This is a genomic window from Chryseobacterium sp. Bi04, assembly GCF_918698085.1.
GTDB lineage: Bacteria > Bacteroidota > Bacteroidia > Flavobacteriales > Weeksellaceae > Chryseobacterium.
Genome location: NZ_CAKKLP010000003.1, coordinates 286,258 through 309,049 on the forward strand (window position 1 = coordinate 286,258; position 22,792 = coordinate 309,049).

Consider the following 22,792-nt stretch of genomic DNA (forward strand, 5'->3'; position numbering starts at 1 on the left):
CTTTCGGAAACAAATTATCCTGAATTCAGGTCAAATACAATATAACTGCCGAAAATTTTGTTATTCTTTTTTATTTTAGCAGCAATTTTACCTGTATAGGCTGTTGATTGCGAATAGCCTCTACTTTTACTTCTCCCTTCCATTGGGAAAGCTGATAGATATTAGGCAGATCAGCTGCTTTTTTGATTTCTGTACCATCCATAGTTCTGATGACATCTTTTTCCTGCAGGCCGGCTTTTTTCAAAGGGCTGTTGGTTTCAAGTTTCATAATAATACCACCATTTTCATCGGGCAGTCCATAGGCTGATCGCTCTTCATGACTTTCTACTGATTTTATTAATGCATTCAGAAAGCTGATTGATGCTGCATTTTTTTCGTTATCAGTATGGTATGTTAATATAGGAAATGGTGGTTTAGCAGCAATTTTTTTGAGTCTGGGAAGCTGCACCCCAAATTCATCCATTGGAAAATTTTTAAACCCGATATGCAATGCCGGTGAATTTTTATTGACTCTGTAATCTCCGGCTTGAGGATTGATAAAATTTGCATCTCCGGCAATACTGTGTTGGTCTGTATTTCTCTTTTGAGCGGCTAGCATGGCAGAAGAATTAAAAAAAAGATTATAGTCAATATTGTTGCCCCAGCCATCAATCCCTATAGGAGCATAAGGAATCATTACAATGTTGTGGGAGAAGGTATCGCCACTATCTTTAAACCATACATGCGGATGAAAACTATTGTTGATCATAATGTTATTTTCTGCTTTTCGTTTGAATCCCTCACGCAGCTTAAGTCCACCATTCAAAAGTACATTATTATAGATGTGGTAATTGGAAGAGCCATCGTCCAAATCAATATCCCATCCGTGATCACAACGGAATCTGTTGTTTCTGATAATCGTAGTCTGTTCAGCATCCAGTAAGATTAATTCAGGGTGTGCGGTGGCAATGCTGTCCATATATTTTCTGGAAGGACTCCAATACCGGTCTCTTCCCCATGAATTGAAAGCTCCATGATCGCCAGTTTCCAGCACGGTATTGAATACATCATTAAATTCTATAATATGTCCTCCGAAAGCACCATCACCAATATTAATACCAGCTCTTGGTGTATTGTATATGGTGTTGTGCTTTACTGTAATATTGGAAGCGATATCTATCTGGATACCTGCAGACTGTTTTTCAATCCTTCCTATGTCATGGATGAGATTGTTTTCAGCAATACATTGTTGAGGATAAAGATTTGATTTTGGTCCGGGAGTCTTATCCAGTTGTTCATAAGGAATATAATCTTCATATCTGAAAGAGGGAGAGCGAACCGCGCTGGAATTTCCTACAAACGCAATTCCACTGGCTCCCGCACCATAAATAAGGTTTCCGCTGATCAGATTATTTCTATTGTACCCACTTATCATAATGGCATTGCCTCCTACCTCGGTAAATGTACAATCTGTTATTTTTATTTTCTGAGTATTCTCAAGAAGAACAGCCCCACCTCTATAAATAGTCCAGTCACTTCTTAAAAGAGGTTCTTTAGTATCCATAAAGCTTCGCTCATTATGCATAAAGCTTATGTTTTTTATTTCTATGTTGGATAGGGGAGCTCCTGCAGTGCCTTTTATTTCAATGCTGTTTTTTAAGTGAGAAACTTCTACCTGTGCTTTGGACAGGTCTGTTCCTTTTGCTGGAAAGTAATAAAGCAGGCTTCTTTCTTTATCGAGAAACCATTCTCCCGGAGCATTGAGTTCTTCAAAAATATTTTCCACAAAGCGAAATTGTTTGTGCAATGCAGATGGACGATTATTCTGCCAGCCTCCTTCTAGTTTAAGTTCCCCTTTTTCATCAGTTCCTGTTATTTGATAGTGGAAACCTCCCCATTCTCCGGCATGGAGCCCGTGAACATAACCTCCTGTCGGATTTTTCCACTGTCTGATACGTTCAGGAGCTATGGCATCGGCTGAGGTTCCGTTGAAAACCCTGGCTGTGCTATCATAATCGGGATAACGGGCCAGTACCTGAAGCTGTCCATTGATAAACAACCGTTCAAAAGTATTGTTTTGGGGTACCTGGGTAACATAGATGTTATCGTTATAGGGTTTCCAATCAGGTTTTATCAATTTTCCGGCACTTATAACAGCTTGCTCACCAGGATATGCGGTGATAAGAAGTGACTTTGTTTTCAAATTTCCATCCTGTAAAACGAGGGATTTTTGTAAATAATAAATACCTCCTCTCATATAAATGATAACCTCTTTTCCTGTCATTTTTCCGGCCTCTTGTATGGCATGCTCAGGAGTTCTGAATGGATTTTTTAAAGTTCCGGAATGAGTATCGTTACCACTAACAGAAATATATAATTTAGTTTGCGCATGAAGAATTGCAATTGAGAATAAAGCTAAAAATAATATAATTTTTTTTTTCATTGTGTTTTGTTGTTTTAATGAATGTTTTAAACTATTTGTAAATTATTAATACAATAAATTATTTTTTTTGTTATTTCATAGTTTTTTAATTAAATTTTAATATAAATATTTAATTATGAATAGTTTATCGGCAAATTACGAAAGAATTTTAAATACTTTATAAAATATTTATTCCAATCAATGAGAGGTTCAGAACTAACCTGTTTAAGCTTTATAAGCCCTCATAGTTTGTCCGTAAAGCTGTAAGTATTAACAATAATTTAATCCCCTTAACATTAGGTTCTAAATTAATTAATATTTCCTGATCTATATTTAAAGTCCTATTAACAGAAGGATAGCTCTAAAAAAATAGTTTTGCAAGGTCTAATAAATCAAATTAAAATGAAGAGAAAATTACTCACACTCGGAGCCTTGGCTTTACTTGCCGGTACCTCTATTCAGGCGCAGACTTTTATTTTTAATAAAAATTCGTCATGGAATTACAAAGACCTGGATCAGGCTCAGCCGGATGCGTGGAAAACTAAAACATATGATATTTCTTCATGGGCCACAGGAAATGGACCCTTGGGGTATGGTGATCCTGTAACCACTACCATACATAATGGTGCTACAGGACTTATTACAGCTTATTTTGCAAAGGATTTCACGGTTGATTTATCTACACTTTCAGATAATATGGAACTGGGGATAATGAGAGATGACGGGATTGTAGTATATCTTAATGGTGAAGAAGTCGTAAGAGATAATATGCCTTCTGGTGCGATTACTTTTAATACACTTTCAAGTACAACCGTTGATGGTGCTGCAGAAAGTGTATACAATGTTTTCTCTATTCCAAAGTCGAAATTTGTAAATGGAGTGAACAGAATTTCTGTTGAGGTACACAATAGAAGTACAGGAAGTTCTGATCTTAGAATTGATGCTTATTTAAAGACAATACCTGCTGCTACCACTTGTAATGGAACCCATATCAGCTGTTTTACCTCTATTGTTCCTACAGCACAGACCAACAAGCTTATTATTCCTACAGCGCATAAGTACCAGCTTATCCTGAAAGAAGGAGATAATTATACAGAAGGAGGAGGATTCGTAGGAGGGCAGAACGACTTTACGGCCTATGTCCCGAAAACCGGAAGCAGCACAAACGGATATCTTTCAGTAAACCATGAAACCAATCCGGGAGGAGTTACCATGGCTGAAATCAACTATAATGCCTCTACCAAACTTTGGCAGCTGACAAAATCCAGAGCTGTAAGTTTTTCAGATCCTAGCCTGGTACAGACAATCAGGAACTGCTCAGGAGGAATTACTCCATGGGGAACAGTGATTACAGCTGAAGAATCTGTTACTTCCAGTGATGTGAACAATGACGGATATAAAGATTACGGATGGCTTGTTGAAATTGATCCTGCCACAGCTCAGGTGATTTCTAAAAATCAGGACGGAACTAAAGGTAAACTTTGGCAGATGGGAATCATGAACCATGAAAATGTTGTGATCAATACCGCCGGAACTGTTGCTTATTACGGAGAAGATGGAGGAACGCACATGGTATACAAATATGTAATGGATACTCCGAATAATCTGGCTTCAGGAAATCTTTACGTATTGAAACTAGATCAGGGACTTAGTACATCGGGAGACCCGGTGGGCACTACAGCAACATGGGTTCAGATCCCAAACAAAGCTAAGGCTGACCAGAACAATACCAATAGTCTTGCCCAAACATATGGAGGAACAAAGTTCAATGGAGTGGAAGATGTAGATATCAGCCCATTAGACGGTAAGATCTACTTTACAGCAAAAGGATTAGACAAAGTATACCGTTTACAGGATAATGGAGCTACCGCTTCCCAGGTGGAAACATTTGTGGGAGGAGCTTCTACATCATATTCTTTCACTACAGCTCAGGGAACAATGTCTGAAGCGTGGGGAGACGGAAATGATAACCTTACCTTTGATGAGCTTGGAAACCTTTGGGTTCTTCAGGATGGTGGGAAAAATTATATCTGGGTTATTGCTCCTGACCATACGCAGGCTAATCCTAAAGTAAAACTCTTTGCTTCTATGCCGTCTGGTTCAGAACCTACAGGGCTTACATTCACGCCTGATCACAAATTTGGATTCTTCTCTATCCAGCATCCGGATTCTACTATTTCTACAGATATTGACGCGACTGGAAATACAATCAACTATAAAGGAAAATCTGCAACAATCGTAATTGCACTTAAAGAAAACTTAGGAATAGAAGGGTCTTTGGGAACTATAGAGAATAAAACTGCAGAAACTACAGTAAACGTAGCTCCAAACCCTACTTCAGGAGTTGTTAAAATAAACTCTGAAAAAGGATTGAAAGATATTGTTGTGACCGCTTACAGTATGGACGGAAAAATTGTTTATACAAAGAAGTTTAACGGTTTAAGCAAAGTATTGGATCTAGACTTTACATCACAGCTGGAAGCATCCCGTGTTTTAATTTTAAATATTGAAGCAGAAGGAGGATTCCAGAAGACAGTAAAACTTTTAAAGAAATAAATTATTAAACTTTTGTCTGCCGGTAGTATTGCCGGCGGACATTTTTATCTATGAAAAAATCGATACTGTTTATTTCTATTTTCTCTCTTGTTCTGGCAAAAGCCCAGATCGACCCCGTTAAATATCCTACCTTCACGAATATTGAAGATGCTTTAAACAGCAAAAAAACTGTTTACAGTATGAGCTTCAGAGAAAAAGGCTTATTTAATCTGCCTCCCCAGATCACCAGACTGAATTCAATATTTTTTCTGAATATAATGGGTAATAAATTTGAAAAAATGGATCAGGAGCTGTTTGAGCTCAAAGAACTGGAGATCTTAAATGTTAATGAAAACAGTATTAAATATATTCCGGACGAAATAGGGAAGCTTACAAAGCTTACTACATTTTCTATAAATTTGAATAGCCTGACAAGCATTAATCCTAATGTAGCCAAACTTCAAAAGTTAAAAGCCATTCATCTGGATGCCAATAACCTGAATGTTTTTCCCGAAGCATTGATGGAAATTCCGACTTTAGAAGAAATTAATCTCCAGGGGAATCAGATTAGTTTTATTAGAGACCGTCTGGACCAGATTAAAAACCTGAAATTTTTAAACCTTTCTGACAACCAGATCAATGATCTTGGAAACCTGTCTTTTCCTAAAAATATAAAATACCTTGAACTTCAGCAGAATGCCATTGTAAAACTACCGGAAAATCTATATAAATCTCATAATCTCGAATTTCTGAATGTAAGTGATAATCATATTACCGAAATTTCATCCAAAGTAAAAGGATTAAAAAATATAGTCAGCATGAACCTGGCCAACAATAACCTGAAAGATATTCCTGTAGAAATTCAACACTTAAAAAATCTTAAAACATTAATTCTTATAGGAAATCCTATTGAGAAATCTAAAATTGAAAAATTAAAAACTTTATTGCCGGAAGCTCAGGTTTATTTCTAAACCTATCCGCCAACACGTTTGGTTTTATAGCCCATATCTTTAAGGATACTCATGATTTTATCACGGTTATCACCCTGAATGATAATTGTCCCATCCTTTTCAGAACCGCCTATTCCTAAGGTGGTTTTTATTTTCTTTGAAATTTTCTTCAGGTCTTCTTCGCTGCCTTCCCAACCCTCAACTATCGTTACAGGCTTTCCGTTTCTTCCCTTTTTTTCAAATTTGCATACCAAAGGTTCTTTCTGCTTGAACTGTTCTTCAGGCATTTCAAAATCCTGCTCATCATGATCAGGAAAAAGGTTCTTCAATTGATCTCGTAAATCCATAAAGCAAAATTAAAAAGATTTACTGATTTATGAAGGGAATTGAAGCTGAAATTTTATGATAAAAATGATCTTTTTTCATTCGATAGAAATTCATCTGATCATTTCCGTATTACCTGCGATATCATCCTGATGATCAATAATCAATAAAATTCGAGCCTTCAAATTCTTCTATTCATCGGAAATTAGGTAAATTTGTAGTACAAAAGTTATACGAAATGTCGAAAAAAGCAATACTGGCAATCCTTGACGGATGGGGATTGGGAACAAACCCAAATGTTTCTGCCATAGATAAAGCAAATACACCATTTATAGACAGCTGTTACCAAAAATTTCCACACACCACACTTGAAGCAAGTGGTTTAGCAGTGGGACTTCCTGCAGGACAAATGGGAAACTCTGAAGTAGGCCACATGAATCTGGGTGCCGGAAGAGTAGTGTATCAAAACCTGGTAAAACTCAATATGGCCGTTGAAAACGGGACCTTGGGACAGGAAAAAGTGATCCAGGATGCTTTTGAATATGCAAAAAGAGAAAATAAAAAAGTACACTTTATGGGATTGGTATCCAATGGAGGAGTACACTCCCATATCAATCATTTAAAAGGATTATTATCTGCTGCCAAAGAATTCGGATTGAACGAAAATGTTTTTGTTCATGCCTTTACAGACGGTAGGGACTGTGATCCACATTCAGGACTAGGATTTATAGATGAGCTTCAGAAGCATATGGAAGCCACTACAGGAAAATTGGCAACGGTAGTAGGAAGATATTTTGCCATGGATAGAGATAAGAGATGGGAGCGTGTAAAATTAGCGTATGATGCTCTTGTGGCAGGAATAGGCTTACAGACTACAGATGCTCTGGCTGCTATTAAGGATTCTTATGATCATAATGTAACCGATGAGTTCCTTAAACCAATTATTCTCATGAATACTACCGCTACAGGAAATGTAGTGCCGGTAGCGAAGATTATAGATAATGATGTGGTGATCTGTTTCAATTTCCGTACAGACAGGGGAAGAGAAATTACAGAAGTTCTTTCACAAAAAAAATTCCCGGATTTTTCTATGCGTAAACTCAACCTTTATTATATTACGTTGACGAATTACGATAAAACGTTCCAGAATGTTCAGGTTGTTTTTGACGAAAATGTGTTAACAGAAACCATGGGGGAAATACTTGAGAAAAACGGAAAATCCCAGATCAGAATTGCCGAAACGGAAAAATATCCTCACGTTACCTTTTTCTTCTCGGGAGGACGGGAGGAAGAGTTTAAGGAAGAAAGAAGATTACTTTGTCCAAGCCCGAAAGATGTTCCTACCTATGATTTAAAGCCGGAGATGTCAGCTTATGATATTACCAGTGCTATTGTACCGGAATTAGAAAATGGAACGGCTGATTTCGTCTGCCTGAATTTTGCCAATACAGATATGGTAGGTCATACAGGAGTTTTTGAAGCGGCTGTAAAAGCGGCTGAGGTAGTAGATCAGTGCATTGAAAAAGTGGCTACAGCTGCTTATGAGAACGGATATGCTGTTTTTATACTGGCTGACCACGGAAACTCAGATGTAATGATTAATCCGGATGGAACTCCAAACACACAGCATTCAACCAACCTCGTTCCTTTCATCCTAATGGATAAAGATAAAACCTGGAATTTAAAACCTGGGAAACTGGGTGATGTAGCGCCTACCATCCTTAATATAATGGGCGTGGAAATACCGGCTGCTATGACAGGAGAGATTTTAGTTAGTTAAAATTCAATAATATTCATAAAAAAATGCCGTTATAATCATATAGTGGCATTTTTTATGATATATATCAGATAAGGTATGACTTGCATACTTTATTATGCCATAAATAATAAATAAATCATATCTTTGTTAATTAAAAACTGAATAGTAAAATGTATCAAAAGCTTGTTAGGAAAGAAGTAATGGGAATATTGGAAAAGGAAGTAGGTTCTTTTCTGGATAAATTTTTAACGCCAATTGAAAAAATTTGGCAGCCTTCCGATTACCTGCCAGATCCGTCAAGCGATGACTTTAAACATGATTTAGAGGAAATTCAGACTTTTGCCCGTGAGATGCCTTACGACTTATTTGTAACTCTAATTGGAGACTGTATTACGGAAGAGGCTCTTCCTTCTTATGAGTCCTGGTTAATGGGTGTAGATGGAGTAGATCAGGAAAAAAAATTGGGCTGGGCGAACTGGGTGAGAGCCTGGACAGCAGAAGAAAACAGACACGGCGATTTACTGAATAAATACCTATACCTGTGTGGCAGAGTGAATATGAGAGAAGTAGAAATTACCACTCAGTATTTAATCAATGACGGGTTTGATTTAGGAACGAGCATGGATCCATACAGAAACTTCATTTATACAAGTTTTCAGGAAACAGCAACTAATATTTCTCACCGAAGAGTAGGTACTTTGGCGAAACAATCCGGAAACGGAAAGCTGGCTAAAATGTGTGGTGTAATTGCTGCAGATGAAGCAAGACACGCTAAAGCATACAAACATTTCGTAGCTAAAATCCTTGAAATAGACCCTTCAGAAATGATTCTTGCCTTTGAAGATATGATGCGTAAGAAAATTGTAATGCCAGCTCACCTGATGAGACAGTCAGGGCAGAAAGCAGGAGAACTTTGGGGACATTTTTCAGATGCTGCACAAAGATGTATGGTATATACAGGTAATGATTATATCAATATCATGAAAGATCTGTTGGATGAATGGAAAATTGAGCACGTAAAAGGGCTTACAGAAAAAGCGGAAAAAGCTCAGGAATATTTAATGAAACTTCCTGCAAGACTTCAGAAGATCACAGACAGAGTTTCTACACCGGATCTTCAGTTTCAGTTTAACTGGGTGAAGAGCTAAACTGTATAGATTTTTTTAAATTATAAAAGTATTGAGTGCCTTTCTTTTTGGCACTCTTTTTTATTTCTTATCTTTGCCAAGCTAAAAAAAGAACAAAATGTTAAATAATAAAAAGATTGCCGTTGACTTTGACGGAACGATTGTAGATGATGCATATCCGGCAATTGGAAAAGCAAAAATTTTTGCTTTTGAAACCTTAAAAAAACTTCAGGCAGAAGGATACAGACTTATCCTTTGGACATACAGACACGGAAAAACATTAGATGAAGCAGTAGAATTCTGCAAAAAAAACGGCGTAGAATTTTATGCCGTAAATTCAAGCTTTGAAGGAGAAGTTTTCGATTCTGAAAATCAATCCAGAAAACTGGATGCAGACTGGTTTATTGATGACCGGAATTTAGGGGGATTTCCTGGATGGGGTGAAATTTACAATATTATTCAGGAAAGAATAGAATTCCGTGTAGAAGGAAGAGAAGTTCTTGCCTATTCAAAACTAAAAAAAGAAAAGAAAAAAGGACTTTTCTGGTAACATAAAAATATAACAATTTAACAGTGTACCTTTATCAATCAATATTGTTACACTGATACATTAATACATTGGTAAATTAATACAATGATTCAATTAAAAACGATAGACGAACTGCGTCTTATGAAGGAGAGCGCCCGATTGGTTTCTAAAACATTGGGAATGTTGGCTAAAGAAATTAAACCCGGAATAAATACTTTATATTTGGATAAACTGGCTCATGATTTTATTAAGGATCATGGAGGAGAGCCTGCGTTTTTAGGATATGGAGGCTTTCCGAACTCACTGTGTATTTCTCCGAATGATCAGGTAGTTCACGGTTTCCCCAACAAGGATATTGTAAAAGAAGGCGATGTACTTTCCGTAGACTGTGGAGCAATCCTGAACGGTTTTGTAGGAGACCATGCTTATACCTTTGAAATTGGCGAAGTAAAACCTGAAGTGAAAAAACTACTGCAGGTGAGTAAAGAATCTCTTTATAAAGGAATTGAACAGTGTGTAAGGGGAAAAAGAATCGGTGATATTTCCCATGCTATTCAGGCTCATTGTGAAAAAGAAGGATATGGAGTGGTAAAAGAGCTTGTAGGGCATGGGTTAGGGAGAAAAATGCATGAAGATCCACAAGTACCAAACTATGGAAGACAGGGAAGCGGAAAAGTGATTAAAGATGGACTGGCTATTGCTATTGAGCCGATGATTAACCTTGGAACTGAAAAAGTGAAATTCCATAATGACGGATGGACGGTAACTACTTTAGATAATCTGCCATCTGCTCACTTTGAACATGATGTGGCTGTAATCAACGGTAAACCTGTGTTGCTTTCTACATTCCAATATATTTACGAAGCTTTAGGAATTCAAAGCGACGAAGAAAAGCAGTTTCAGCTGGATTTTTAATGAAAAAAATAACGAAACTTTTACTGAATAAAATTCCGCGTCCGATGCTTATCAAAATGAGCATCTGGGCAAGGCCGCTTATTTATCAGTTTTTTAAAGGAGATCAGTTTTTTGATCCTATAGATGGAAGGTCTTATCGGAAATTTCTGCCCTACGGATATGGAAAGCAGAGAGAGAATGCCCTTTCTCCGGGAACACTGAGTTTGGAAAGACACCGCCAGATGTGGCTATATCTTCAGAATGAGACTGATTTTTTTATTAAAAGCTATAAAGTTCTGCATATTGCTCCTGAACAGGAATTCCTGAGGAAATTTAAGAGAATGAGCAATCTGAATTATATCTCAGCAGATTTGTATTCCCCGATTGTAGATGTAAAGGCAGATATCCTGGATTTACCTTTTGAGGATGAAAGTTTTGATATTATCTTCTGTAATCATGTTTTGGAACATATTGAAGATGATGCCAAGGCAATGAGTGAACTGTACAGGGTGATGAAACCCGGGGGATGGGGAATACTTCAGGTCCCGATGAAAAACTCATTGGAAAAAACCTATGAAGATTTTAGCATTAAAGATCCGAAAGAACGTCAGAAACATTTTGGACAATATGACCATGTCCGCTGGTATGGGATGGATTATTTTGACCGTTTGAAAAAAGCAGGTTTCGAAACAGAAGTGAATTTTTATTCTCAGAAATTTCCACAGGAAGAAATCAAAAAATACGGACTAAGAGAGAACGAAATCTTACCGTTGGTTTTCAAAAAATAAATAAGACCTGCCTATTTTTGGCAGGTTTTTTTTAAGGATAAACCAAAAGTAATGAAAGCAGAAAATACTGAAAAAATTTGGGTAAGAAAAGCGAAACCGCCCTCATACAGAAGACGGTTCCATTTTAAATATAGATAGAAGTTTATATGCTTTTTTAAGGTCGAATCTTAGTGTGAAGAAGAAACAGCTTTCAGGCCTACAACAGAACCGATAAGCGTTACGATAAAAAACACTCTCCAGAAGCTTACAGGATCCTTAAAGAAGAAAATTCCCATTAAAGCTGTTCCTACAGCGCCAATTCCTGTCCACACGGCATACGCTGTCCCTATAGGCAGTGTCTGAGTTGCTTTGATCAGCAAAAGCATGCTTATAGTCATCGTGATCAGAAAGCCGGTATACCAAAGGTACATTTCCGTTCCTGATGTTTCTTTTGCCTTTCCTAAACATGAAGCGAAAGCAACTTCAAATAATCCTGCGATAACCAATATGATCCAATTCATTTTTGTTAATTTTTCTACTGCAAATTTCAGAATTTTAAAGCAGACAAAATTTTACAATTGTTAAAAAATGCGATTGGGAATAGAAGGAATTATATAATCCGGTTCAAACTACTTAATCTCTGCCCGTATCCGGCTCAGGCTCACCTGGGTGATTCCGAGGTAAGATGCAATATAGCCCAGCTGAACTCTTTTCAGCAAATCAGACTGATAAAACATAAGATCCTTATAACGTTCCAGAGATGTTTTAAACTGTCTTGAGATGATCAGTTCCTCAGATTTGATCATTTCGGCCTCCGCTAATTTTCTTCCCCAGTTGGCAATATGAATATCCTCATTGAACAGTTTCTTTAGGTTTTTCGTTTCCAGCTGGTACAATTCGCAGTCTTCCAGCAGTTCAATACTCTCATAACCGGGCTTATCCTCTACATAACTTTTCATGGAAAGAATACACTGGCCTTCACTTCCAAACCAAAAGGTAATGTCATTTTCTGAAGTACTGGCATAGGCACGGGCAATACCTTTGCGGATAAAATAAAGGTAAGGGATTACTTTATCAGCCTCCATCAGGCAAAAACCTTTAGGATGAGAAACTTCGGTAATATGTTCTTTTAAACTTTTTTTTGAGGCTTCAGGAAGGAGATAAATCTGATCAAGAATCTGGTCTATATTCATACATATGAATTCTAATATTCAAAAGTATCGGTTTTAAGTAATGTAATGCAAAATAATCTTATAATTTTTTTAGGTTTAAAGAAGATAAAAGTTGATAAAATTCTTGATGTATTATCCTTTGAATTATATACTATGGGCTGCTCTAATGATTGATCGTAGACTTAGGTAAGTATAAACGTTTAATCTTTCCTATCAGGTTCCCTTTAAAATTTCTTTTTTGTAATGCAGTATAACGCTCAATAACTCTCTTTTTTCTTTTTAAATATAGAGATTCACACCAAGACCAATTTTGTTTTTACTAACTTTGCAGTTCGTAATAATATTTTTATGCACAAAGCAGGATTTGTAAATATAGTTGGAAAGCCCAATGCCGGAAAATCGACTCTTCTTAACCAGTTGATGGGGGAGAAGTTAGCGATTGTAACGCAGAAAGCCCAGACAACGCGTCACCGAATTTTTGGGATTTATAATGAAGAGGATCTACAGATTGTATTTTCTGATACTCCGGGAGTATTGGATCCAAAATATGGTCTTCAGGAAAAAATGATGGATTTTGTAAAGGATTCTTTACAGGATGCTGATGTTTTCCTATTTATTGTAGATGTTACCGATAAAGCAGAACCTTCGGAGTTTTTAATAGATAAACTGAATAAAATTCCTGTTCCTGTCCTTCTTTTACTGAATAAAGTTGATCAGACTACACAGGAAGGGCTTGAAAAATTAGTAGAAGACTGGCACAATAAAATTCCGAAAGCGGAGATTCTACCTATTTCTGCACTGAATGCTTTCAATACAGAGATTATTTTACCTAAATTAAAGTCTTTACTACCTGAAAATCCACCTTATTATGATAAAGACCAGTATACGGATAAGCCGGAAAGGTTTTTCGTAAATGAGGCTATTCGTGAGAAAATTCTTTTGAATTATGATAAAGAAATTCCTTACTCTGTAGAAGTGGTTACAGAACAGTTTAAGGAAAAAGAAGGAATTATTTTTATAGATTCTATTATTTATGTAGAAAGGGATACCCAAAAAGGAATTATTATTGGGCATAAAGGTGAGGCTATTAAAAAAGTGGGGACTGAAGCAAGATTAGACCTTGAAAAATTCTTTTCTAAGAAAATTCACCTTAATTTATTCGTAAAAGTGAAAAAAGATTGGCGAAAGAATGACAGAGATTTAAAAAACTTTGGTTACAGATAGACTAAAAAACGCTGTAATCCCGTTGTATTAAAAGATTTTTATTACCTTAGTCTAAATTTTTTAGTAAATGAACTATACTAATTCAAATTTCAGCTCAATACTTAAAGATATTGTTTTATTTGCAGTGAGAGTTTTTGTAGGTTTTGCAATGCTTTCTCATGGATTTCCAAAGCTTCAGATGTTATTGGAAGGCGGTAAAATTGAGTTTTTTGATTTTATAGGATTAGGGCCTCAGATTTCCCTGATTCTTACGGTATTTGCGGAATTTGTTTGTTCAATATTACTGATATTAGGGCTTTTCACAAGAGTCTCTTTAGGATTTCTAATCTTTACAATGGCTGTTGCTGGCTTTTTTATTCATGGCGCAGATCCTTTTGAAAAGAGAGAGCTGAGTCTTGTTTATCTTTCTGTGTATCTTCTGTTAGCAGCATTTGGTGCAGGAAAGTTTTCAGTAGATCATATGATAGAAAAAAGAAAACGAGCTTCAGATTGGTAAGCCGGTTTCAAAAAAGATATAAAAGAGCATTGTTTAATGCTCTTTTTTTATGTCCAGTACCGATATAATGGGATTTATGGAGGATCTTGTGACTTCGTGTTTAAAAATTTATTTAAAATCACTAAATTCGTAAAAAATGATTTTATGAAGATAAAACTGACTATTTGCCTTCTGGCATTTCTCAATTTTTATGATGCACAGGAAAATATTACCTATCAAAAACCCTCTGCAGAAATTCTTAAGCTTGCAGACTATGATAGGCCACCCGGTGTTCTGATGAACAGCAAAAAAGACTGGGTTGTTTTTATGTACCGTCCTACGTATAAGACACTAAGCGATCTTAGCCAGCAGGAAATGAAACTGGGCGGACTAAGGATTAATCCGGTTACCAATATTGCAAGCACTGCCAATTACCTGAATAACCTTAAAATCAGGAAGATTAATGATAAGAATGAGGTTCAGGTAAAGAATTTACCGGCAGATGCTAAAATTACATATACTTCATTCTCTCCGGATGAAAAAAAACTGGCTTTTACCAATACAACTGCTAAAGGAGTGGAACTTTGGATTGTAGACATGGAAACGGCTACTGCAAAGAAAATTACCGGAGATATTTTGAATGCCAACTTAGGATCACCGTACGTATGGTACAATGATTCACAGAACTTATTAATCAAAACCCTTCCTCAAAACAGGCCTGTGTTAATTGATTCAGGCAAAGACCTTCCAACAGGACCTATTGTTTCTACAGCCGATGGAAAAGTATCTCAGAACAGAACATACCAGGACCTTTTGAAGAATCCACAGGATGAAAAGAATTTTGAGGTTCTTACAGCGTCTGAAGTATACAGTGTTGATCTGAACGGAGGCCTTAAAAAAGTAAAAGATCAGGATATGTATACCGGCTTAAGCTTTTCTCCCGATGGAAATTATTTAATGGCAACAGTTCTTAAGAAACCATTCTCATATATTGTTCCTTTAAGCAGATTTCCTATAACGACAACGGTTTACGATATAAAAGGAGGCGCTGTAAAAGTGGTAAATGAAGTTCCCCTGAATGAGATTATGCCGAAAGGCTTTTCATCAGTAAGAACAGGAAAAAGAGACCTGTCATGGAGAAGCGATGCCCCTTCGACATTGGTATTTGCTGAGGCACTTGATGGAGGAGACCAATCTAAAGCTTCGGAATACAGAGATGAAATCTTTATGTGGGAGGCTCCGTTTACTGCCGCTCCGAAATCATTCTTCAAAACAAAACAGAGGTATGAAGATGTAGACTGGACCAATGATCATTATGCCGTAGTTTCTGAAGGCTGGTATGATACCAGAAATACAAAATCTTTCCTTGTTGATTTTAATAATAACGAATCCAAAATAATTGAAGACAGAAATTATCAGGATGTCTACAGTGATCCGGGGAAATTTAATAGAGTAAAAAACCAATATGGAAAATCTGTTATTGATCTGAAAGGAGGTAAAGCTTATCTTATTGGTGACGGATTTACAAAAGATGGCCAACATCCGTTTATTGATGAAATGGATGTGAAATCACTGAAGAAAAAAAGACTGTATACCTCCAACCTTAAAAATGCGAAAGAGAGTATTATTGATATTCTTAATCCTTCAAAAGGAGAGATTTTAACCACTCAGGAATCGCCAAGTCTTTATCCGAACTATTTTAAAAAGAATATTAAGTCCAATAAAACAGAAACGGTAACTCATTTTGCCAATCCTTTTGAGAGTATTAAAGATGTTTATAAAGAAGTAATTACCTACAAAAGAAATGATGGCGTTACTCTGACTGGAACACTTTATTTACCGGCAAACTACGATAGAAAAGCGAAGAAAGAAAAGCTCCCTCTGTTAATTTGGGCTTATCCTACAGAATATAAAGATAAAAATACAGCAGGACAAAATACCCAGAATCCAAATGAATTTACATTCCCGTATTACGGTTCTTTCGTATACTGGACAACAAAAGGATATGCTGTTTTGGATGATGCTGCTTTTCCAATCATTGGTGAAGGAAAAACCGAGCCTAATGATACCTTCATTCCTCAGCTGGTAGCCAATGCCGATGCGGCCATCAATGTTGTAGATCAGTTGGGATATATCGACAAAAAGAAAGTGGCTGTTGGAGGACATTCTTATGGCGCTTTCATGACGGCAAACCTGTTGACACATTCCAATCTCTTTGCCTGTGGTATTGCCAGAAGTGGAGCGTATAACAGAACGCTGACCCCTTTCGGATTCCAGAGTGAGCAGAGAAATTACTGGGATATTCCGGAGATCTATAATACCATGTCTCCGTTTATGAATGCAGATAAAATGAAAACACCCCTTCTTTTGGTGCATGGTGACGCAGACAATAACCCTGGAACTTTCACATTACAGACAGAAAGATATTTCCAGGCTCTGAAAAATCTGGGTGCACCGGTGAAAATGGTTCTTCTTCCAAAAGAATCACATGGATACCAGGCGAAAGAAAATATCCTACATCTTTTATGGGAGCAGGATCAGTTCCTTGAAAAGTGTTTGAAGAAATAATAAAAAAAGAAGGCTGTTGAAAAACAGCCTTCTTGTATGTATACTAAGCATTATAATGATTGAAGATTACCTTTCTACAGGTATGTAAGTATTTCATCAATGCTTTTCAATTCCATAAAATGCTCATGCTCCAGCTGAAGATCATGCTGTTCATGGCTCCAGGTAACATGGTAAGGAATATGAGCTGCCGATCCTCCAATTTCAAGTACCGGTAAAATATCTGATTTTACAGAATTTCCAAGCATTAAAAAGTTCTTCGGCTGGCAGTCAAGGTGCTTCAGTAATTTTTTATAATCATTCTCTTTCTTGTCACTCATGATTTCAATATGATGAAAAAACTCCTGTAATCCTGAATTTTTCAGTTTACGCTCCTGATCCAAAAGATCTCCTTTTGTAGCCACAACCAGTCTGTATTTTCCTTTTAAGCTTTCAAGAGTTTCCGTTACTCCATCCAAAAGTTCAATAGGTTTTTGCAAAAGGTCCTGACCCAGCTCAATGGCCTTATTTACTAATTGCAGGGAAGCGGTGTTGTTTGAAACTCTGCCTATCGTTTCAATCATACACAGCATAAATCCCTTTACCCCATATCCATATAAATGCAGGTTTTGCATTTCGGTTTTAAACAGTTCCTGAGATACGGAATGCTGCGGCAAATAGTCCTCAAGAAGTATACAGAATTCTTTTTCTGCTTCCTGAAAATAAGGTTCATTGATCCATAGGGTGTCATCGGCATCAAAGGCAATGGTTGTTATATGATTATTCATTTTAGTTTCGTAATTTTCTGTCGACAAAATTCAACATAAAAAATAAATCAACCAAGGACATTTGTCCCGGATCAGCATGTTAAGAACGAATCATACATTTTTAAACTATCTCGAAGATCTTTACACAAAACAGGAGAATAAGGAACATATTGCCGTAAAATCTTTTTCCAGAGGCAAAAAAATAACGGTACAGGGTGAGTCGCTCTCCAGCGTTATCCTGATTAAAAAAGGAGTTGCCAAGTGTTTTTTAATGGAAGAAAACGGGAAAGAGTATATTGTTGAATTTTTGGGAAGCGGAGAAATTATCGGGGAAGTAGAGGTGATCAAAAATAACAATTGTTTATGCAGTGTTGAAGCCCTATCAGAAGTAGAGGTTTATGCAGTGGGTATTCCTTTTTTCAGGTCCTTGATTAAAAATGATCTCCGTCTGAATAACCTACTGTTGGAATCCTTCGCAGAACGGATTATTAATACTTCCAGCAGAGCGTCTTATCAGCAGCTGTATACCACAGAACATACTTTAACCCAGCTCATGGAAATGCAGGAGAAACAAGGTATTCAAATTTCTAAAGAAGACACGGCAGCTTATCTGGGAATAACGGTGAGAAGTTTAAACAGGATTTTAAAAGATTTGAAATAAAACAACCTAAAGCTGTATAGGTAGATTCTGGCTGAAAATATTTGATTTTTTCACGGATTTCTATTATTGAAAAATATTGTACTTGTTTACACGTTTTATTTTAACCACAAATCGAAGATTCAACGTAGTCAAAAGTCACAAAGTTTCTTGACACTTAAGCTTAATAAAGTTTTGAAAACAATCTCATTAATGCTCACGTAAGTTTTAAAAAAATCAAAGATTTTTTGCTTAAGTGTACTTTTTATTTTCAATCAGTTTACACTTAAAATAAACTAAAGTGTTTATAACGTTTCACTCAGCTTTGTGACTCAATTTTTAATTAGTTTAAACAGGCTTATTATTTTGAGGTCCATGTTGAATAGTAGGGGCTTGTTCTATTTAAACATAAAATTTATAAAAAATGCTCTATTTGTTAAGGGGTGTTTTTAAAATTTATTATTTTTGTGTTGAAAAAGTTGAATCGATATCCATGGAAAAATTAAAGTTCAGAAATGCTGAGAGGGCTGATTTAAATAAAATTGTAGCCATCTACAATTCAACAATTGCTTCAAAAATGGTAACTGCAGATATGGAAAAAGTATCTGTGGAAAGTAAGCAAGAATGGTTTGAGGAGCATAACCCTGAAACAAGACCACTTTGGATCGTTGAAGATTCTGAAGACCAGGTCATAGGATGGGTAAGTTTCAGTTCATTCCATGAAAGAGCTGCGTACAGCGGAACGGTAGAGGTAAGCATTTATCTGGATGAAAGCTGCAGAGGGAAAGGCTATGGAAAAACAATCCTTCAGTATTGTATTGATAATGCCGGAAAATTCGGAGTTCATAATCTGGTGGCGCTTATATTCCTTCATAACGAACCCAGTCTAAAGCTATTCCGGCACTTCGGATTTGAAGATTGGGGAACCCTTCCCAACGTAGCCGTTCTGGATGGAATCGAAAGAAGTTTAAAGATTCTTGGGAAAAAGATTGGATAAATATTGACAATAGTCAAAAATCTTTGAGAAAACAATCCTTAAGTATATCAAGTAAAATCAGTTGTTTTTTTTAGTAAGAAACAACTGATTTTGTTTTATAATGGAGTTACTTCTTTAGATAAAGTATTATTTACTTTTGAATACCGGTTCTTTATCCTTTTCAATATAGATATATCGTCCTTTGATGCCTTTCTGAAGCATCTCTTTTTTCTTATTAAGTTCTTCAATAGATTCTATACTTTCATTTTTAAAGGTTGCTTTCTGACCGTTTTTTATATTTTCTGAAAACATTCTCGTAGGATTTTGGTAAATATCTGCAATATATGTATTGAACTTTTCGTTCGTTATAGGAATAGCAGGCTTTCCATAATGGGTTTCCACAAATTCTCTGGTGTCATAATCTGTATCAAGTTTCTTATTGTTGATCAGCTTGTATACAAAATTTTTGTCGGTATCTTCCAGGATAAAGATCAACCCCGGAAGTCCACGGAATTTATAAGGACCCTCCTTGATATTCACATCATTGGAGAACCAGGCGTTCCAGGTTCTGCCTCCAAAATCTGTGGTAGCTTTCTGAAGTGTATAGCCGTTGTATTGCTGGGTTTCCTGCAGCAGCTTCCATTTCATTTCATCATTTGTTTCTACAACAAAATAATCAAAAAAGTCTCTGTACCATTTGTTTTTGAAAGAATCGGGTTTTCTTTCGATGACCTGGTCGGTTTTTGTACTGTAGCGGGAAATGGCTTCATGAGCCTGTTTATTTATAGAGTCATAATCGGCAAAGGTTTTATCATAAAATGTAACAGATTTTGGATTGATATCCAGATTCATCATATTTTTTCTGTATTCTTCTGAAGCATCTTTCCGGTACTGAAGTTCATAGGTGAATCTATTGGTTTGCCCCTGGTAAAAAGATCCTGCGGATAAAGCAAGCAGGAATACTATTTTTTTCATGATAATTAATTAGGAGGCAAATGTAATAAAATCTAATAAAAACGCAGAGCTTTAAGCCCTGCGTTGATGTATTAATACGTTTTATTTAGGTATTCTGCTTAACTCTTTTCGCAGACATATTTAAAAATCGTTTGACTAGGAAGACGGCAGATACCGTTAAGCCTAATCCCAGAGCAATCCACATTCCGAAAGCTCCCATTTCTAACGTTACACAAAAGAAATACCCTAAAGGAATAGTAATGACCCAATACGCTATAAAGGTGTAAATAGAAGGTATTTTAACGTCTTGTAACCCTCTCAGCATTCCCAGTGCCGTTACCTGTATTCCATCAGAAAGCTGGAATAAAGCGGCAATGATCATTAGCTTTGAGGCCAGGGTAATCACTTCCACTTCTTCTTTTTTAGTAAAGAAAGTAGGCAGTATATTTCTTCCTAAAATAAAGACCAGTCCGCAGATGCACATAAAAATAAAAGCGATCTTTAAATTATTAATTCCCACTTTTCTTAATTCCACAAAGTTCTGTTCACCAAGTTTTCGTCCGATCATTACCGTAGAAGCAACACTGAAACCTACACATAAGTTGAAGGTAAATGAAGCCATGCTGAGTGCAATCTGGTGTGAAGCAATATCATGAGCAGAAATAAGTCCACAGATGAAAGCTGCCCCGGCAAAAGCCGTTACTTCAAAGAACATCTGTAAAGCAGTTGGCAAGCCTAGTTTTATCATTTTATCGAACATTTTCTTTGAGAAATCCTGGATTTTTAAAGAAAAATCTTTGATATAACGTCTGGTTCTTTCTTCTTTAACCAATACAAAATAAAGAAACACAACCATAAAGATTCTGGAAATCAGTGTTGCCAGAGCAGATCCTTTTACGCCCATTGGAGGAAGTCCCCAAAGTCCCTTGATAAATACATAGTTCAAAGCAATATTGATGATATTGGCAATGATGGTAGCCTTGGTAACCCCAATTGTATAGGACAGCCCTTCAGAAACCTCACGAAGAGTCTGGAAAGCCATAAATGGGATCATACTGATGACCATAATACTTAAGAAGTCTACAGTATCTGGGATGATCTTTGCAGGCTGCCCGGAATGATAGAGTAGTGGCATTGCCAGAAGTAAGACCACCATCAGGATAATTCCTACGGACATATTGATCACAAATCCATGACTGAAAACAGAATTAATGGTTGCATGATCCTGTTTTGAATGTGCTTCCGATACCAATGGAGGTATAGCAAATGAAAATCCAAGTGCCAGTACAAAGATTGAGAAAAATACGGCATTTCCTAATGAAACAGAGGCTAGTGCATCCGCTCCCAAAAGTTGTCCGACAATGATATTGTCAAATAAATTTACTGAGACTTGCCCTACCTGGGTCAGCATGACAGGAAGAGCCAGAGTCAGGCATTCTTTCGTATATTTTTTGTTTAAAAAATTCATAATATTTTAAGATTCATATAGTTTATATTCAAGTCAAAAAAAAATTTGCAGTACCGATACTGCAAATTTTTATATATTGTAAATAATAATTCAATTATTTCCTTACAAAACTTGCAACGTCACTTTCAGAAACAGTGTTTCCACCAAGAATAATTAACCTCTCCACCACATTCCTTAGCTCTCTGATATTTCCAGTCCATGAAAGCGCTTTTAACGCTTCAACAGCTTTGTCATCAAATTTTTTCACAGCAGTACCGTGTTCATCGGCAATCATACCGGAGAAATGATCAACTAATAATTTGATGTCTTCTTTTCTTTCGTCCAATGGTGGAACGTAAATTTCAATAACAGAAAGTCTGTGGTAAAGGTCTTCTCTGAACTTTCCTTCCTCAATTTCTTTCTGCATGTTTTTATTGGTTGCCGCAATTACTCTTACGTCAACTTTTATTTCCTTATCACTTCCTACAGGAGAAACTTTGCTTTCCTGAAGAGCTCTCAGTACTTTCGCCTGAGCAATAAGGCTCATATCGCCAATCTCATCCAAAAAGATAGTACCTCCGTTAGCCTGTTCAAATTTTCCCTGCTTATCCTTAATAGCACCGGTAAAAGATCCTTTTACGTGTCCGAAAAGTTCAGATTCAATAAGCTCAGAAGGAATAGCAGCACAGTTTACCTCAATCATTGGACCTCTTGCACGCTCACTTTGGTTGTGAATAGCGTGGGCTACCAGTTCTTTTCCGGCACCATTAGGTCCGGTAATAAGTACTCTGGCATCAGAAACGGCTACTTTTTCGATCATATCCTGAATCTTCTGCAAAGCAGGAGAGGTTCCGATCATCTGATACTTTTTATTTACTTTTCTCTTTAATGTCTTGTTCTCCGTCTGAAGATTTTTATTTTCTTTCTTCAGGGTTTCCTTTACCAACGCATTTTTTACACTGGTGATCAGTCTGTTGATGTCAATAGGTTTGGAAATGAAGTCGTATGCACCCTCTCTAAGGCAGGAAACAGCAGAATCAATATCTGCGTGACCTGAGATCATGATAAAAGTAGTTTCAGGCTTTAAGGCGAGACTCTGTTTCAAAAGTTCGGTTCCTGAAAGCTTAGGCATCTTAATATCAGAAATCACTAAAGCGAAATCTTCTTTTTCTACCTGCTTGTAGCCTTCAAGGCCATCTTCAGCGATAACAAATTCGTATTCGGTAAGTTCATCAGAAAGAATACTGTGAAGTACTCCCGAGATTGCTTTTTCGTCTTCTACTATAAGGATTTTTTGCATAGTTGCAAAT

General features: G+C 36.6%; 20 protein-coding genes. 12 read left to right on the forward strand and 8 right to left on the reverse strand.

Annotated features, from left to right (window positions below; genetic code table 11):
• Positions 1–70: 70 nt before the first annotated feature.
• A complete protein-coding gene (locus LQV47_RS07565) occupies positions 71–2,422 on the reverse strand; it encodes a PDZ domain-containing protein (protein WP_230035493.1) in 2,352 nt (783 codons plus the stop codon).
• Between the two features lie 381 nt (positions 2,423–2,803).
• Here LQV47_RS07565 and LQV47_RS07570 point away from each other — a divergent pair, with 381 nt between their 5' ends.
• Positions 2,804–4,957 carry an alkaline phosphatase PhoX gene (locus tag LQV47_RS07570; RefSeq protein WP_230035495.1) on the forward strand — a complete coding sequence of 718 codons (2,154 nt, stop codon included), beginning with the start codon at positions 2,804–2,806 and terminating at the stop codon, positions 4,955–4,957.
• Between the two features lie 50 nt (positions 4,958–5,007).
• Positions 5,008–5,907 carry a leucine-rich repeat domain-containing protein gene (locus LQV47_RS07575; RefSeq protein WP_230035497.1) on the forward strand — a complete coding sequence of 300 codons (900 nt, stop codon included), beginning with the start codon at positions 5,008–5,010 and terminating at the stop codon, positions 5,905–5,907.
• Between the two features lie 2 nt (positions 5,908–5,909).
• Here LQV47_RS07575 and LQV47_RS07580 read toward each other — a convergent pair whose 3' ends face one another.
• A complete protein-coding gene (locus tag LQV47_RS07580) occupies positions 5,910–6,233 on the reverse strand; it encodes a translation initiation factor (RefSeq protein WP_047495705.1) in 324 nt (107 codons plus the stop codon).
• Between the two features lie 215 nt (positions 6,234–6,448).
• On the opposite strand from LQV47_RS07580, the gene gpmI reads away from it, so the two are divergent.
• From gpmI to LQV47_RS07605, 5 genes are all read left to right on the forward strand, one after another.
• A complete protein-coding gene (gene gpmI / locus LQV47_RS07585) occupies positions 6,449–7,990 on the forward strand; it encodes a 2,3-bisphosphoglycerate-independent phosphoglycerate mutase (RefSeq protein ID WP_230035498.1) in 1,542 nt (513 codons plus the stop codon).
• Between the two features lie 149 nt (positions 7,991–8,139).
• A complete protein-coding gene (locus LQV47_RS07590; protein ID WP_230035500.1) occupies positions 8,140–9,117 on the forward strand; it encodes an acyl-ACP desaturase in 978 nt (325 codons plus the stop codon).
• A gap of 97 nt (positions 9,118–9,214) precedes the next feature.
• Positions 9,215–9,646 (forward strand): BT0820 family HAD-type phosphatase, encoded by a 432-nt coding sequence (locus tag LQV47_RS07595; protein ID WP_209799831.1) that lies wholly within the window; start codon positions 9,215–9,217, stop codon positions 9,644–9,646.
• An 84-nt stretch (positions 9,647–9,730) separates the two neighbouring features.
• The gene (gene map, locus LQV47_RS07600) at positions 9,731–10,540 is read left to right on the forward strand and encodes a type I methionyl aminopeptidase (RefSeq protein WP_230035502.1); all 810 of its coding nucleotides are present in this window, start codon (positions 9,731–9,733) and stop codon (positions 10,538–10,540) included.
• Positions 10,540–11,307: a class I SAM-dependent methyltransferase gene (locus tag LQV47_RS07605; protein WP_230035504.1), complete on the forward strand. Its 768-nt coding sequence runs from the start codon at positions 10,540–10,542 to the stop codon at positions 11,305–11,307. The genes map and LQV47_RS07605 overlap by 1 nt, the downstream gene beginning before the upstream one ends.
• 167 nt (positions 11,308–11,474) lie before the next feature.
• On the opposite strand, the gene LQV47_RS07610 is transcribed toward LQV47_RS07605, so the two are convergent.
• Together LQV47_RS07610 and LQV47_RS07615 are read right to left on the reverse strand one after the other, a co-directional pair.
• Positions 11,475–11,807 carry a multidrug efflux SMR transporter gene (locus tag LQV47_RS07610; RefSeq protein ID WP_027375222.1) on the reverse strand — a complete coding sequence of 111 codons (333 nt, stop codon included), beginning with the start codon at positions 11,805–11,807 and terminating at the stop codon, positions 11,475–11,477.
• A gap of 108 nt (positions 11,808–11,915) precedes the next feature.
• Positions 11,916–12,479, reverse strand: a complete 564-nt coding sequence (locus LQV47_RS07615; RefSeq protein ID WP_230035506.1) for a Crp/Fnr family transcriptional regulator — start codon at positions 12,477–12,479, stop codon at positions 11,916–11,918.
• Between the two features lie 327 nt (positions 12,480–12,806).
• On the opposite strand from LQV47_RS07615, the gene era reads away from it, so the two are divergent.
• The 3 genes from era (at position 12,807) to LQV47_RS07630 (ending at position 16,725) form a co-directional block, all read left to right on the forward strand.
• Positions 12,807–13,682: a GTPase Era gene (era, locus tag LQV47_RS07620; protein ID WP_230035508.1), complete on the forward strand. Its 876-nt coding sequence runs from the start codon at positions 12,807–12,809 to the stop codon at positions 13,680–13,682.
• Positions 13,683–13,749: 67 nt separating this feature from the next.
• Positions 13,750–14,178, forward strand: a complete 429-nt coding sequence (locus LQV47_RS07625; protein WP_230035510.1) for a DoxX family protein — start codon at positions 13,750–13,752, stop codon at positions 14,176–14,178.
• A gap of 144 nt (positions 14,179–14,322) precedes the next feature.
• On the forward strand, positions 14,323–16,725 hold the full coding sequence (locus tag LQV47_RS07630; protein WP_230035512.1) for a prolyl oligopeptidase family serine peptidase: 2,403 nt from the start codon (positions 14,323–14,325) through the stop codon (positions 16,723–16,725).
• A 74-nt stretch (positions 16,726–16,799) separates the two neighbouring features.
• On the opposite strand, the gene LQV47_RS07635 is transcribed toward LQV47_RS07630, so the two are convergent.
• A complete protein-coding gene (locus LQV47_RS07635) occupies positions 16,800–17,489 on the reverse strand; it encodes an HAD family hydrolase (RefSeq protein WP_230035514.1) in 690 nt (229 codons plus the stop codon).
• A 76-nt stretch (positions 17,490–17,565) separates the two neighbouring features.
• On the opposite strand from LQV47_RS07635, the gene LQV47_RS07640 reads away from it, so the two are divergent.
• Together LQV47_RS07640 and LQV47_RS07645 are read left to right on the forward strand one after the other, a co-directional pair.
• On the forward strand, positions 17,566–18,129 hold the full coding sequence (locus LQV47_RS07640; RefSeq protein ID WP_230035516.1) for a Crp/Fnr family transcriptional regulator: 564 nt from the start codon (positions 17,566–17,568) through the stop codon (positions 18,127–18,129).
• 469 nt (positions 18,130–18,598) lie between these two features.
• Complete coding sequence (locus LQV47_RS07645; protein ID WP_230035518.1) at positions 18,599–19,102, forward strand: GNAT family N-acetyltransferase; 504 nt, start codon at positions 18,599–18,601, stop codon at positions 19,100–19,102.
• Between the two features lie 126 nt (positions 19,103–19,228).
• Here the strand turns inward: LQV47_RS07645 and LQV47_RS07650 are convergent, their stop codons facing one another.
• From LQV47_RS07650 to LQV47_RS07660, 3 genes are all read right to left on the reverse strand, one after another.
• Positions 19,229–20,056: a GLPGLI family protein gene (locus LQV47_RS07650; protein WP_230035519.1), complete on the reverse strand. Its 828-nt coding sequence runs from the start codon at positions 20,054–20,056 to the stop codon at positions 19,229–19,231.
• A gap of 85 nt (positions 20,057–20,141) precedes the next feature.
• On the reverse strand, positions 20,142–21,503 hold the full coding sequence (locus LQV47_RS07655; RefSeq protein WP_230035521.1) for an MATE family efflux transporter: 1,362 nt from the start codon (positions 21,501–21,503) through the stop codon (positions 20,142–20,144).
• Positions 21,504–21,597: 94 nt separating this feature from the next.
• The gene (locus LQV47_RS07660) at positions 21,598–22,782 is read right to left on the reverse strand and encodes a sigma-54 dependent transcriptional regulator (RefSeq protein WP_230035523.1); all 1,185 of its coding nucleotides are present in this window, start codon (positions 22,780–22,782) and stop codon (positions 21,598–21,600) included.
• Positions 22,783–22,792: the final 10 nt, after the last annotated feature.

What these genes read in the sequence shown, in the direction of transcription:
- gpmI (WP_230035498.1), top strand. Translation starts at nt 6,449, where the DNA reads ATGTCGAAAAAAGCAATACTGGCAATCCTTGACGGATGGGGATTGGGA.
- LQV47_RS07570 (WP_230035495.1), top strand. Translation starts at nt 2,804, where the DNA reads ATGAAGAGAAAATTACTCACACTCGGAGCCTTGGCTTTACTTGCCGGT.
- LQV47_RS07660 (WP_230035523.1), bottom strand. Translation starts at nt 22,782, where the DNA reads ATGCAAAAAATCCTTATAGTAGAAGACGAAAAAGCAATCTCGGGAGTA.
- LQV47_RS07595 (WP_209799831.1), top strand. Translation starts at nt 9,215, where the DNA reads ATGTTAAATAATAAAAAGATTGCCGTTGACTTTGACGGAACGATTGTA.
- map (WP_230035502.1), top strand. Translation starts at nt 9,731, where the DNA reads ATGATTCAATTAAAAACGATAGACGAACTGCGTCTTATGAAGGAGAGC.
- LQV47_RS07640 (WP_230035516.1), top strand. Translation starts at nt 17,566, where the DNA reads ATGTTAAGAACGAATCATACATTTTTAAACTATCTCGAAGATCTTTAC.
- LQV47_RS07590 (WP_230035500.1), top strand. Translation starts at nt 8,140, where the DNA reads ATGTATCAAAAGCTTGTTAGGAAAGAAGTAATGGGAATATTGGAAAAG.
- LQV47_RS07655 (WP_230035521.1), bottom strand. Translation starts at nt 21,503, where the DNA reads ATGAATTTTTTAAACAAAAAATATACGAAAGAATGCCTGACTCTGGCT.
- LQV47_RS07580 (WP_047495705.1), bottom strand. Translation starts at nt 6,233, where the DNA reads ATGGATTTACGAGATCAATTGAAGAACCTTTTTCCTGATCATGATGAG.
- LQV47_RS07565 (WP_230035493.1), bottom strand. Translation starts at nt 2,422, where the DNA reads ATGAAAAAAAAAATTATATTATTTTTAGCTTTATTCTCAATTGCAATT.
- LQV47_RS07615 (WP_230035506.1), bottom strand. Translation starts at nt 12,479, where the DNA reads ATGAATATAGACCAGATTCTTGATCAGATTTATCTCCTTCCTGAAGCC.
- LQV47_RS07625 (WP_230035510.1), top strand. Translation starts at nt 13,750, where the DNA reads ATGAACTATACTAATTCAAATTTCAGCTCAATACTTAAAGATATTGTT.
- LQV47_RS07650 (WP_230035519.1), bottom strand. Translation starts at nt 20,056, where the DNA reads ATGAAAAAAATAGTATTCCTGCTTGCTTTATCCGCAGGATCTTTTTAC.
- LQV47_RS07575 (WP_230035497.1), top strand. Translation starts at nt 5,008, where the DNA reads ATGAAAAAATCGATACTGTTTATTTCTATTTTCTCTCTTGTTCTGGCA.
- era (WP_230035508.1), top strand. Translation starts at nt 12,807, where the DNA reads ATGCACAAAGCAGGATTTGTAAATATAGTTGGAAAGCCCAATGCCGGA.
- LQV47_RS07645 (WP_230035518.1), top strand. Translation starts at nt 18,599, where the DNA reads ATGGAAAAATTAAAGTTCAGAAATGCTGAGAGGGCTGATTTAAATAAA.
- LQV47_RS07605 (WP_230035504.1), top strand. Translation starts at nt 10,540, where the DNA reads ATGAAAAAAATAACGAAACTTTTACTGAATAAAATTCCGCGTCCGATG.
- LQV47_RS07635 (WP_230035514.1), bottom strand. Translation starts at nt 17,489, where the DNA reads ATGAATAATCATATAACAACCATTGCCTTTGATGCCGATGACACCCTA.
- LQV47_RS07630 (WP_230035512.1), top strand. Translation starts at nt 14,323, where the DNA reads ATGAAGATAAAACTGACTATTTGCCTTCTGGCATTTCTCAATTTTTAT.
- LQV47_RS07610 (WP_027375222.1), bottom strand. Translation starts at nt 11,807, where the DNA reads ATGAATTGGATCATATTGGTTATCGCAGGATTATTTGAAGTTGCTTTC.